This is a genomic window from Rhodanobacteraceae bacterium (genome assembly GCA_024234055.1).
GTDB lineage: Bacteria > Pseudomonadota > Gammaproteobacteria > Xanthomonadales > SZUA-5 > JADKFD01.
Genome location: JACKOW010000002.1, coordinates 406,840 through 419,233, shown reverse-complemented (window position 1 = coordinate 419,233; position 12,394 = coordinate 406,840). Strand labels below are relative to the sequence as shown.

At 64.3% G+C, this 12,394-nt stretch carries 12 protein-coding genes; 7 read left to right on the top strand and 5 right to left on the bottom strand.

What is annotated here, in order from left to right:
• Position 1: 1 nt before the first annotated feature.
• Both H7A19_06095 and H7A19_06090 read left to right on the top strand, forming a co-directional pair.
• Positions 2-1,471: a hypothetical protein gene (locus tag H7A19_06095; protein MCP5474395.1), complete on the top strand. Its 1,470-nt coding sequence runs from the start codon at positions 2-4 to the stop codon at positions 1,469-1,471.
• Between the two features lie 278 nt (positions 1,472-1,749).
• The gene (locus H7A19_06090; GenBank protein MCP5474394.1) at positions 1,750-2,031 is read left to right on the top strand and encodes a DUF427 domain-containing protein; all 282 of its coding nucleotides are present in this window, start codon (positions 1,750-1,752) and stop codon (positions 2,029-2,031) included.
• On the opposite strand, the gene H7A19_06085 is transcribed toward H7A19_06090, so the two are convergent.
• Entirely contained in the window at positions 2,021-3,190 is a 1,170-nt protein-coding gene (locus H7A19_06085) for an aminotransferase class V-fold PLP-dependent enzyme (GenBank protein MCP5474393.1), read from the bottom strand. The two genes, H7A19_06090 and H7A19_06085, sit on opposite strands and share 11 nt — an antisense overlap.
• A gap of 37 nt (positions 3,191-3,227) precedes the next feature.
• Here H7A19_06085 and H7A19_06080 point away from each other — a divergent pair, with 37 nt between their 5' ends.
• The gene (locus H7A19_06080) at positions 3,228-4,487 is read left to right on the top strand and encodes an ergothioneine biosynthesis protein EgtB (GenBank protein ID MCP5474392.1); all 1,260 of its coding nucleotides are present in this window, start codon (positions 3,228-3,230) and stop codon (positions 4,485-4,487) included.
• A 2-nt stretch (positions 4,488-4,489) separates the two neighbouring features.
• A complete protein-coding gene (egtD, locus tag H7A19_06075) occupies positions 4,490-5,461 on the top strand; it encodes an L-histidine N(alpha)-methyltransferase (protein ID MCP5474391.1) in 972 nt (323 codons plus the stop codon).
• Between the two features lie 87 nt (positions 5,462-5,548).
• On the opposite strand, the gene H7A19_06070 is transcribed toward egtD, so the two are convergent.
• Positions 5,549-5,968, bottom strand: coding sequence for a hypothetical protein (locus H7A19_06070; protein ID MCP5474390.1), 420 nt, complete (start codon positions 5,966-5,968; stop codon positions 5,549-5,551).
• A gap of 206 nt (positions 5,969-6,174) precedes the next feature.
• Between H7A19_06070 and H7A19_06065 the strand changes: the two genes are divergently transcribed.
• Positions 6,175-7,248, top strand: coding sequence for a putative zinc-binding metallopeptidase (locus H7A19_06065; GenBank protein ID MCP5474389.1), 1,074 nt, complete (start codon positions 6,175-6,177; stop codon positions 7,246-7,248).
• 41 nt (positions 7,249-7,289) lie between these two features.
• On the opposite strand, the gene H7A19_06060 is transcribed toward H7A19_06065, so the two are convergent.
• Entirely contained in the window at positions 7,290-7,448 is a 159-nt protein-coding gene (locus H7A19_06060; protein MCP5474388.1) for a hypothetical protein, read from the bottom strand.
• Between the two features lie 187 nt (positions 7,449-7,635).
• On the opposite strand from H7A19_06060, the gene H7A19_06055 reads away from it, so the two are divergent.
• Positions 7,636-8,430, top strand: coding sequence for a hypothetical protein (locus H7A19_06055; GenBank protein ID MCP5474387.1), 795 nt, complete (start codon positions 7,636-7,638; stop codon positions 8,428-8,430).
• Here H7A19_06055 and H7A19_06050 read toward each other — a convergent pair.
• Together H7A19_06050 and H7A19_06045 are read right to left on the bottom strand one after the other, a co-directional pair.
• Entirely contained in the window at positions 8,414-9,601 is a 1,188-nt protein-coding gene (locus H7A19_06050; protein ID MCP5474386.1) for an MFS transporter, read from the bottom strand. The genes H7A19_06055 and H7A19_06050 overlap by 17 nt on opposite strands.
• Positions 9,602-9,917: 316 nt before the next feature.
• Entirely contained in the window at positions 9,918-11,300 is a 1,383-nt protein-coding gene (locus H7A19_06045) for an IS1380 family transposase (protein ID MCP5474385.1), read from the bottom strand.
• 462 nt (positions 11,301-11,762) lie between these two features.
• Here H7A19_06045 and H7A19_06040 point away from each other — a divergent pair, with 462 nt between their 5' ends.
• Complete coding sequence (locus tag H7A19_06040) at positions 11,763-12,332, top strand: energy transducer TonB (protein ID MCP5474384.1); 570 nt, start codon at positions 11,763-11,765, stop codon at positions 12,330-12,332.
• The last annotated feature ends 62 nt before the right edge of the window (positions 12,333-12,394 follow it).

Sequence of the window (12,394 nt, the reverse complement as noted above, 5' to 3'; positions counted from 1 at the left end):
CATGACTGATTGCCTGCGCCTCCGATGCTGCACGATGATGCTCTGCGGGCTGCTTGCGGCCGGCTCGGTGGCTGCCTGCCCGCTCAGCTCCGCCGAGGTCATCCGCGCCGACAGCTTCGAAAACTGCGCCCGTGTGCTGTCGAGTTTTCAGAAGCTCGGCGATGATCTGACCATCAACAATACCGCGCCGCAGATCGTGCTCACCCGAAGCTTCAGCCTGCCTGCTCCAGCGCAGGTGCTGGCGATCGCCGATGGCCGCTATTACCCCATCGATGCCCCCGCCGGTTCGGTACGCATCCGCATTGACGGTGCTGAGGACCAAAGCTCCTATGCGATCACTGACTGGGGATCGTCGGCCCACCCGGTGATGCATGGTTTCAACGTGCTGGCCGATGCCCGGCTGGATGCGGGGCAGCACACCATCGAACTCATCGCCAGCGCCCATCCGACGCGTCCCGGGCGTTTCAGCGTGGGGTCGTCCAGTGCGTTGTCGATACTGGTGCAGCCGCTGTCGCAGATCACCACCGCGGCACTGCCGGGAGAGAGTCCGCAGATCAACCTCACCACCTATGCGCCAGCGCAGGGTATCGATGTGCGCGAGGGCGACATGAACCGGCCGGTATTGCCGCTGCTGGGCTACAGCGTACGCAATCGCAGCGGCCGTCCGGTCGATGCCATCACTCTGGCCTCGGGGCGCGGCTACTACCTGTGCAACAGCGGCATCGACAATGGCTTCGGCGATGCGTTGCTGGGACTGTTTGCCGACGGGCTTTGCCAGAGCACGCACAGCGCCTCGTGGAGCGTCAACGATCTGCATCCGGATGCCGAGTTGCAGGCGGGCATGATGCTGCACGGCGTGCATCGACTGGGCATCGGTCAGCAGCGCAGTCTCAGTCTGGTCGGCAGCGAACTTGCCTTCGGCAGCGATCAGGCGGGTTCACCCAGCGGTGCGCACGAGAACGGGGTGTGCTGGGGTCTGGGCAGTGCGCGCATGCTCACCGCCAGCGCCGGTGCCGTGACTGGTGCTGCGGTTTCCGGCCCCGACACCGCTTGTGCCACCTACACCTGGCGTTGCGTGGCCACCACCCTGGGTCAGGCCGGTTGCCCGCAGGCCGGCACCGATGTGGTCATTGGCAGCGCCCAGGTGCAGATCCCGCTGGGCCACGACGGCATCGTGCTGTTCAACGCTCGCACCCGCATCCAGGCGGGCAACGACGACGGTTTCGCCACCGTGATCCTGGGCATCAAAGTCGATGGCCAGCCGGTCAGTGCGCTGGGCCTGCAGCAACTGGCGGTGGGCGCCGGTCAGGCCAGTCGCACGCTCAGCGCCTCGTACCTGAGCGCACCGGGAACGGCGACCGGGCCGCTGTCGGTCGGTACCCACACGGTGGAGGCCTACATCAACGTCAGCGGCAATCCGCTGCGCTTTCCCAGCGTGCCCAGCGATGTCAGCCTGACCTGGTTTGATTGAGCTCGGGGCTTGTGTGGGTCCAGACTTGTCTGGACGCTTTTTCGGTCGTGCGTGAGGAGCGTCCACGCGAGTCGGGACCCTGTCGACATCCGTAGAGCGAGGGTGCGCGCCGCTGGCGCGTGCCGTACCCAAGAGCGCCGGGGAGCCGCTGGGCGACACCCGCGGCCTGTTTCCGGGGGCGGACTGACGTGTTCTTGCAGGACTGGCTCGGCTCACGCCAGCTTGCTGCTTGCGGTAGTACCGTTTCCAGCTGGAGATCTGCAGGAAGGAAAGCCGAGATGAAAGCTGTGTGGAATCAGGTGGTGATCGCAGAGTCCGATGACACCGTGGTGGTGGAGGGCAACCACTATTTTCCCGAGAGCGCGCTCAGGCTTGAACACTTTGCGCCCAGCACGCACACCACGGTCTGCGGCTGGAAGGGCGTGGCCAACTACTACAATGTCATCGTCAACGGCGAGACCAACGCCAACGCGGCCTGGTATTACGCCGAACCCAAGTCGGCCGCCGCCGAGATCAAGGGGCGGGTGGCTTTCTGGCGCGGCGTGACCGTCAGCCCCTGAGCCGGTCCCACGCTGGCCCGAGCGCCTGCGCCAGTCGCCGGGCATCGGCACTGCTGTTGTGCAGGTGCGGCGACACCCGAATGCCGGCGCCGCGCGCCGCCACCACGATGCCCTGATCGAGCAAGGCCTGGGCCAGGGCTTCCGACTGCGCAGCGTCTGCGCCCGGCGCCCAGACGGCGCTCAGGTGCGGTGCCTGGGCAGTGACGGTCCAGTCGGCCAGTCCGGCCGTCGATAGCGCTGCCAGCAGTTCGGCTTGCCAGCAGCCCAAACGATCGCGCACCGCAGCGATGCCCCAGTCCTGCAACTGTGCCAGTCCGATCTCGGCCATCGCCAGGGCCGGATGGCTGTAGATGCCGCTGCCGTCAAAGCGGGCAGCACCGTCGAGCAGGGGTGGTGGGCCGTCCTTGATGATCGCGGCGCCCAGTCCGCCCACGCGTGACCAGGCGCTGTGTTCGAGTGGTTGACCGCTGCGGTGACGCTCGGCCACGTACAGATAGGCCAGTCCCGGTGCTCCGAGCAGCCATTTGTGGCCGGCGGCGACTACAAAATCGGCGTCCAGCGCGTGCAGATCCAGATCGATCACGCCCAGCGCCTGGGTGGCATCGACCACCAGCGCCGCGCCGCGCGCCTGCACTGCTGCCGCCACCCGATCCAGGTCGAGCAGACTGCCGTCATGCCAGTGGCAGGCCGGCACCACCGCCACCGCGAGTTGATCGTCCATCGCGGCGAGCACCGCGTCGGTCCAGTTTACGGTCGGCGCACGCGGGACCAGCCGCAGCTGTGCAGGCGTGGATTGCCAGACATGCAGGCCGGAGGGGTGTTCGTCGGCCAGTGCCAGCACCGTCTGACCCGCACGCGGCTGCAGTTGCTGCGCGGCCACGGCCATGCCGTAGGCCACGCTGGGCACCAGTGCCAGCGCCTGGGCCTTGCAGCGCAACAGAGCGGCCGCCAGTGTGCGCACGCGCTCGGGTCGGGCAAGCCAGTCGCACATCGACTCGCGCCAGGGCTGCGCTGATCGGCGCAAGGCGTCGGCGCCTGCCGCCAGCGCGGCGCGCAGTCGCGGCGTCTGTCCGGCGCTGTTCAGATACAGCAGATCGGCCGGCAGCTCGAATGCTGCCAGCCCCTTGGCCATATCCCGGTCTGGTTTTCGATCGCTCACGGTTTTTACTGTCGTTCAACTCTGCTAGGGTCAAATGATGAGCTCAGTCCATGCCCACCTGCCGGTCGCGCCATCGCTGCTCAGCGACTACGCGCGCACTCGCCAGGCCAGTGTCGAACTGGTGGCGCCTCTGACGCCCGAAGATACGACAGTGCAGTCCATGCCCGATGCCAGCCCGAGCAAATGGCATCTGGCGCATACGACCTGGTTCTTCGAGGAATTCGTGCTGCAACAGCTGCCGGATTACCGGTTTTTCGACGAGCACTGGCGATTCCTCTTCAACTCCTACTACCAGTCGGTTGGACCGATGCACACGCGCGGTCAGCGCGGTTTGCTGACCCGGCCGGGACTGGACCAGGTGCTGGCTTATCGAGCGGTAGTCGACGAAGCGATGGCGCGATTGATCGAGCGCGGGCCGGATGACGATCTGGCCGCGCGCATCGTGCTGGGCTTGCATCACGAGCAGCAGCACCAGGAGCTGATGCTTACCGACATCAAACATCTGTTGTCGTGCAATCCGCTGCTGCCGGCTTATCGCGGTGATCTGCCAGCCTCGCGCCGGGCAGCGCCTGCGCAGCGCTATGTCGATGGCCGCGAGGGCATCGTCGAGATCGGTGCCGATGCCGATTCCGGATTCGTGTTTGACTGTGAGACTCCACGCCACCGCGCGCTGCTGCAGCCGCACGCGCTGGCGCGACGGCCGGTCAGCAACGCCGAGTATCGGGACTTCATCGCCGACGGCGGCTATCGCACCCCGCAACTCTGGTTGAGCGAGGGCTGGGCCACGGTCAAGGCCGAAGGCTGGACCGGCCCAATGTACTGGGATGCGGGCGCCGTGACCGAATTCACCCTCGGTGGCGTGCGCGAGATCGATCCGGGCGCGCCGGTGTGCCACATCAGCTATTTCGAGGCCGATGCCTACGCCCGCTGGGCCGGTGCGCGCCTGCCCACCGAGGCCGAGTGGGAGCACGCGGCCGCCAGCCACGATCCGGCTTCTGGCCACTACGCCGATGCTGGCCTGCTGCATCCGCAGGCGGCCGCTGACCGAGGTGAGTTGCTGCAGTTGTTCGGCGATGTCTGGGAATGGACCGCCAGTCCCTATGTCAGTTACCCCGGCTTCAAGCCCTTGCCGGGCGCCCTCGGCGAATACAACGGCAAGTTCATGTGCGGGCAATGGGTGCTGCGCGGTGGTTCCTGCGCCACGCCCTCACGCCATGTGCGCGCCAGTTATCGCAATTTCTTCTATCCGCGAGACCGCTGGCAATTCAGCGGCCTGCGCCTGGCTCAGGATCGCTGACCATGTCGAGCATCATCGCGCAGCGACGATCGGATACCGTATCTGAATCCGACTTTGTCGTTGATGCCTGGTCTGGCCTGTCGGGCCGGCCAAAGTCCTTGCCCTCCAAGTACCTGTACGACGCCCGCGGATCGGAGCTGTTCGAGCAGATCTGCGACACCCCCGAGTACTACCTGACGCGGACCGAACTGGCGCTGATGCACGAATGGGTGGCGGACATGGCCGAGGCCCTGGGTCCCGACATCCGTCTGGTGGAATTCGGCAATGGTTCGGGCCTCAAGACGCGGCTGCTGCTCCAGGCGCTGGAACATCCGGTCGGCTACATCCCGGTGGAAATCTCGGCCAGTGCGCTGACGGGCAGCTGTGCCGAGCTGCAGCGCGATTTTCCCGCGCTGGAGATACTGCCGCTGCAAGCCGATTTCACCGTGCCCTTGAAGCTGCCCACGACACGGCGGACGCCGCGGCGAACGGTGCTCTATCTTGCCGGCTCCACGCTCGGCAATTTCCCGGAACCCGAGGCCGTGGTGCTGCTGCAGCAGATGCGCCGCGCTGCCGGCGTCGATGGCGCTCTGCTGCTGGGACTCGATCTGAAGAAGGATCAAGCGCTGATCCACGCGGCCTACAACGATGCGGCCGGCATCACCGCGGCCTTCACGCTGAACCTGTTGACACGCATGAACCGGGAACTGGATGCCGACTTCCAGATCGATCAGTTCCTGCATCGCGCCCGCTATCAGTCGATCGTCGGTCGGATCGAGACCGACATCGTCAGTCGTCGCGCCCAGCGGGTGCGCGTTGCCGGTCGGGTTTTCGATTTTGCCGCCGATGAACCGGTGCGGGTCGAGGTCAGCTGCAAATACGATCACAGTGACATGCAGCGCATAGCCAGGCAGGCCGGCCTGCACCTGCAGCAGATCTGGACTGACCGTCAGGAGCACTTTGCGGTGGTGCTGATGTCCGCAGGTGGCGGGTAAATCATGGCCGATGGCTGGCTCTAAGCCAGCGTGCATGGCTGAGTCCTGGCTGGGCAGCAGCGCGGGGGGATCTGCCGCCGGGCGACTTCAGCCCGGAGGCGGTGACGGCGGCGTTGTCTGGCCGTTCTCGATGCGGCGTCGCGCGCGGGTGAGCTGGCGCTCGGCCCAGCGCTTGAGCACGCGGGCCCGGCGGGCGCCCTGGGCGGGGTCACTCACCGCCACTTCCACCTGTGCCAACAAGGCATTCAGTCCATCCTGATGCTTGCTTCCGGCCTTCTCTGCCGCTGACCACGGATCAATCCATTCGTCACTACGCTTGCCCCAGCGCAGCACCTGATGGAAATAGCGCGGCGCCTGCTGCTTGGACATCGCCAGGTCCAGCAATGCCGCACCGAGCGCGATGGGGCTGAGGATCACATCGCGCAAGGCCTCGACGAACAGCTTGCACTGCAGGATGAGGACATCGCGGATGATGGTGTTGCTGTGCTTGGCGCTATCAGTATCCATGCGCGCAGCATAGCCGGGCCGGGCTTGTGGCGTGATGGGGTGGAAGTCATGACTGCGGGCGCCTTGCGCCGTTTTCAGGTTGCAGCTGGCTCCGCGGCTTCCACTCCGCTTCGGCATCGGCGCTTCCCGCCGGCCCGAAGGCGGTGCTGCCTGTTACCCTTGCCGCGCCAACCACCGCCGCCAGGCATCCGGAATCGAGAGCTGTCGTGCGCGTTTTTCGCTGTGAGAATTGTCAGGCGCTGGTCTATTTCAGCAGCGTCGAGTGCGTGAACTGTCATGCCCGGCTCGGTTTCATTCCCGAGGAGCGTGCCATGGGCGCCTTCTTCGCCCGGGATGACGGCTCGCTGCGGCGCTGTGTGGATTCGCCGATGTCGTGGCGGTATTGCGCCAATGCGCAGAACGCCTGCGCCTGCACCTGGCTGGTACGCAGCGACGATGCCAGCGCGCTGTGCCTGTCCTGCCGTCTGACTGCCACGATTCCCGATCAGAACTACGCCGACAACCAGCAGGCCTGGCGTGATCTGGAAGCGGCCAAGCGCAACTGGCTGGCGACGGTGCTGGATTTGCACCTGCCTGTGCGCTCGCGCAGCGCGGATCCCGAGCATGGCCTGAGCTTTCATTTCCTGCGCCAGGTCGATTTCTCGCGCCCGGTACTGACCGGACACGCTGCAGGCGAAATCACCATCAACGCCGTCGAATCCGATCCGGTGCAGCGCGCGCGCAGCAAGCAGGCGCTGATGGAGCCCTATCGAACCCTGCTCGGTCACTTCCGGCATGAATCCGGGCACTATTACTGGGATCTGCTGATCAGGAACTCGCTGCTGATCGAGCCTTTTCGTGCGCTGTTCGGAGACGAGCGGGCAAGCTACGCCGATGCGCTGGCCCAACACCATGAGTTCGGAACGACACCTGGCTGGGAGTCAGCCTACGTCAGCGGCTACGCCACCATGCATCCCTGGGAGGACTGGGCAGAGACCTGGGCCCACTATCTGCACATGGTCGATCTGCTCAATACCGCGCGCTTCTGGCAGCTCAGCATAGGCACTGTCGAGGAGGTGCGCATCGAGATTCAGCTTCCGGGCCAGGTCCCGCTGTCCGCCGAATTCGTCGCCATGGTGCGCGAATGGACGCCGCTGACCCTGGTCGCCAACAGCCTCAATCGCAGCCTGGGTCACGAAGATGCCTATCCCTTCGCCTTGCCCTATCTGGCGCTGCGCAAGATCCAGTTCGTGCACGAGGTGATCAAACCCTTTCATCCTGGCGCCGACATGTTGGTGTAGCTCCGCGCCGGGCGGACGCCGCTGACTTGCCGGTGCCTGGCTCAGGTCGGATGCGAGACCGTGCCCAGACTGCTGCAAACCCGTCGCAGCGATTGTTCCGCGGCATCGGCGACCGCCTTGACGGCTGGATCGCCCACCAGGCCCACCATGATCTGCGGATCGAAGGAGATGTCAGTGAGCGTCGTGGTGAATCCGTACATGGAATGAGCCCTCGCCGTCGGGTGTGACAGATCACGAGTGTAACCGGGACCCGTCATGGCTTCGGTTCGCGGGAACACCAAACGGAAGCTGGCGGCACGGAAGTCTGTGCCTTGCTCAGGTCACTTGCACGTCGAGGGCCGTATCCTGTGGGACCTTGCATCCGACTGCACCCGGGAATACTCCTTGATGAGCACTTCCAACGCCGACCAAGCCTACGCCGACTACATGCTGCACTGGGTGCAGACCCTGGAATGGCCATCGCTGCCCGTCGCCGAGCACGCCTTGCCGCAGATCCAGGCCTTTTGGCGCGATCGGGCTGCCACCGATCTGGAGGCGGTCGCTGATTCATTGTGGGCGTGGGTAGACGCCAACGGCGGCCAGGCGCGCTCAAGCGACAAACGCATGATTCTGGCGCGCATGCTGATCTGCCTGGCCAACCCGGAGAATCGGGAACTGCAGCAACGCGGCTACTTCGAGGAGCTGCTGGATCTGTACGGGGTGGCGACGGAAGACATCCTGCGGGTCATGGAGGAGCGTGGCTTGGTCTCGGGTGCCGACGCCGATGCACCTCAGCTTCCGGATTCCGAATCGGTTGTCTCGGATGGCCAGGCGGCTCGTGCCGGGCATCTGCAACGTCTCAAGACGCAGGTGCTGGCGGCCTTCTTCGCCCTGAGTTTCGTCTCCGGCGCGCGGCCGCTGAACACGCCTTCCGCACCCACGATCGAAACCCTGCTGATCTTCAGCATGGCTTTGCTGATCTTCCTCTGGTACCGCTTTGATTCCGACCAGCGCGGTTATCCACGCACGCCGATGCTGAACTTCGCGATGATCATGGTGGCCGCCATTGCCATGCCCTACTACCTGATCCGTTCGCGCGGTCCTGAACAGGGTCCACGCAGCGTGTGGAGGGCATTCGCCGTGTTTCTCGGCTCGGTGTTGCTGTCGATGATCGGCATGAGCTTGTTCAACGCGCCTGCTTGAGCCGCGGACCGATTGCCAGCAGCAGCACCATCAACGCTGCCATGAGCCCGAGCGCGCCCCATTGCAGCCCGTGCCAGCCATCCAGCGTGGCGGCGCGGCCGGCGAGCAGTGAGGACAACACCATCGCCGAGAACATCAGGGTGTCGTGGATGCCCTGGGCCAGGCCCTTCTGCTCGGGGGAATACTGCAGCGTGAGCAGCGCATTGCCGCCGGTGAACATCAGCGCCCAGCCCACGCCAAGCAGCGCCAGGGCGGTGACGAAATGGGCCACGCTGGTGCCGACAAGGGCGACGCCGGCGCAGGCCGAGATGCAGACGATGCCGATGCCGATGGCCATGCGCGAGCCCAGACGTTCGATCAGCCAGCCGCTGAACAGCATCGGCGTGTACATGCCAACCATATGCCACTGCAGCGCCCACGAGGCGTCGCTGAAGGGATAGGCGCAGGCCTGCATGGCCAGCGGACTGGCGGTCATCAGCAGATTCATCGTCGCCCAGGCGCCAGCGGAACTGGCCACCGCCAGCCAGAAGCCCGGTCTTCCCAGCAAACTCCTGAGCTCGCCGCTCTGACGCACCGCCGGTCGCGCCGGCAACGCCGGGAAGCGCACCAGGCGGGTCACCCACAGAAACAGCAGCACCAGCCCGATCAGGCTGAGATAGGTGGCCAGATAGCGATGACTGGCCAGATCGATGGTGGCGCGGCTCAGGGCCGGACCGAGGAAGGCGCCGAACAAGCCGCCGGCCAGTACCAGGCTGATCGCCCGGGCCTGTTTGCCCGGGGGCGAGAGATCCACCGCGGCGAAGCGCAGATATTGTCCTGCGGCATTGTAGAAACCGATGATGAAAGTGCCCAGGCACAGCAACCAGAAGGATCCACGGGACACCGCCAGCGCCGTCAGCATGGCCCCGATCACGGCCGCCAGACAACCCAGAGCAAAGCCGAAAGCACGCCCACGGCGCTGCATCAACAGGGACATCGGCAGCGTCGACAGCGCGCCGCCGAGCACAAAACAGGTCACCGGCAGCGTGGCGATGCGCACATCCGGTGCCAGCAGCAACCCGGTCAGCCCGTTGACGCTGATCAGCATGGCATTGCCCGTCAGCAACAGGCCCTGACCCAGCGACAGCAGCGGGATGGCGGAACGCTGTTCGGGTACGGCGGTCGTCGTCATCGGCTGGTCAGATCAGGGGACAGAGCTGGAGCATAGGGCCACCAGCCTGATCGTCCGTAGCCGAAATCGTGGCGTTGTGAAGTACCTAGCCCGCATTTCTCACACCCCCTCGCTTCAACGGTTGCGGGACGTTGTTTCTTGCGGTGGTTGAAGATCGTTCGTCCGCACCGGCGGCAGAACGGCGCTTGGTGTTCGATTTCCGCTCATTTTGGCGCGGGATGCCGTGGCTTTTCTTGCTGATTTGTTTGACTTTATTGCCCGCCGCCGACGGCCGTAGCCCCGGAAGGGGCCGTTGACGCAGGATCGCTGGTTTCAATCAGCCGCTGTCGGCAAGACGAGCGTAGCTGGCGCTCCACAAGTCCTGGTACGGGAAACTCGACGCCATCGCGATACGAACCCGACGAACGCTCCGAACGACCCAGGCGCCGATCTTCAGCAACTTCAAACGCAGCGTGCCGCAGGTTGCCTGAGCCAATTCAGTGCCGGCGAGTGCTTTTCGCCGCAGCGCGTCCATCAGGACATAGGCAAACGACGACAACCACAGACGCAACTGGTTGCCGAGCATGGTGGCCGTCGACGTGCGATCCGCGAACAGGTCCCCTTGGCATTCCTTGATGCGGTTCTCCATCTCCCCGCGAGCGCAATACAGATCTTCGTACAGCGCTCGCGCTGACCACGTCTCGGATGTCAGCGAGGTCACCACAAAGCGCGGATTGCTTAGACCCGGTAACTGTTCTGCCTTGCCCACCACGCGGCGCTCACGACTCCAACTCTTGCGCGTCGAATAACGGAAATCCGTGAACTCCCGCTCCGCCTTTCCGCTGCGCGCCTGGCGCGCCTGAGCCCGCGCCAAAGCCGGCTCGAGCACCTCGATCAAACGCGCGTTCTTGGCCAGTCCAAACACGTAGTCAACGGCGTTGCTCTCGCACCACGCCATCAGCTCCTCGCGTGCAAAACCGCTGTCCGCCCGAAGCGTGATCCGCACCTTGGGCCAGCGCTTGCGGATCTGTCCCACCACCCGATCCATCTCTTCAACCGCGCCCGCGCTGCCGTCGATGTTCGACCGGCGCAGCTTCGCTGCCAGCAGATGCTTGCCGCAAAACACGTACAACGGCAGGTAGCAGTAACCATCGTAATAGCCGTGAAAGAACCGCCCCTCCTGATCCCCATGGAGCGGGTCGTCGGTCGCATCCAAATCCAGAACGATCGACTCCGGCGGCGTCTCGTGCGCCTCCAAAAACAAATCCACAAACAACGACTCGATCTGCTCCGGATGATGCGCAATCTTTCGATAACGCTCACCCGGCGTCGCCTTCGGCGCATGCTCCAACCGATTCAGCGTTGACTTGCCCGCCAACGGCGCACAGTCCTTGCGCTGCGCTTTGAGCTTGCCCGCCAGCACCGCCAACACCGGATCGTGCCGCAACTGATCGTGATCGTTCAGATCCTCGTAGCCCAGTGCGATCCCAACCACACGCTGCATCACCAGCGTCCGCACCGAATGCTCGATCAACTCGGGATCTCGACCATCTTGAAAGCACCCGGCCAGCCGATCCATGAGCTTGATCGAATCATCGACGCGACCCAGAAGCAGTGCGCCCGCATCCGACGTGATCTCGCCGCCATCAAATCCGGCAACCACCTGACGACCATCCACTTGCTCAAAAATCGTGCTCGTCGCGCTACACTGTGTCGGCATCGGGGTTCTCCGCAAATCTCAGCTAAGTTGTTCTCGCAACTCAACTTTATCTGATTTGAGAACCCCGGTGCACTACTTAGTGTGAGAAATGCGGGCTAGCCTGATATGTCCGGCGCCGCTGCGTGTCGTCTATAGCAACTGGAGACCGCTGTCTCCTGATGTCAAGACGACAACCTGCGACGCCCGTTCGAGGAAGGGCGGCGTGGCGATCGGAGCCAAGTGCGGGGTAAACATCCAAATTGAGCTAGAGCCAGCGCTATGCTCGCCTGACGCCTACATCAGCAGCGACTTCAGATCATGCGAGACATCTCGCTTTCCCGGCCCGTATCGCGTGCAGCTCTGACAGGGATGTTCTGTATCTGGTCCTGCTGTGCGGCCAGCGCCGAGTCTGCCGCGAGTGCCGCCATTCATGACGGGAATTCCGGTGCCCCGAGATCAACCAACGGCGGCGAGACTGCACAAGTGTCCGCCGAGGATCAACTCGTCGCGCTGCCGGGCGAGGATGCTGCCGGCGTGCTCACGGTCATCGGGGATCGCGCTTGTCGCCTAAGTGTCGATGACCGGAGTCTGGGCGACTTGCGAGCCGGGGAAGAGCGTAGTTTTCCCGTGGCTGTTGGCGAACATTGGCTCCAGTGTGACCCAGACGGCGAGGCAAATTCCGACGTGCCGTTCCGCGTCAACGTTTCGGAATCCGGCGGGGTCGTCATCACTGTTCCCAATGTGTTGCCTGATGGAACGCAAACGACTCAGTCCGGGAACAAGTTGTTGCGAACAACGCGGGCGGCGCGCCCGCATTACCCTGAGTCTCTGTTCGATCGGGGTGTGGAAGGCGTCGTCTGGATCCGAATGCTCGTGCACTGCAACGGCAGTCCAATCAAGGTCGAGATCGAAAAGTCGAGCGGTCACCTGGAATTTGACGAAAGTGCTCTGGCAACTGCGCGCGAGTTCATTTTCCTGACGGCACTTCCGGATCGTGAAGGCGATTGCGGTTGGGCTCTGTTTCCGATGGATTTCCGTTTATCTGAGAACTGATCAACAACCAGCCCAGGCAAGCCGCAGGCGCACCCGGGACGGCGTGCGCCAGAGCCCCCAGG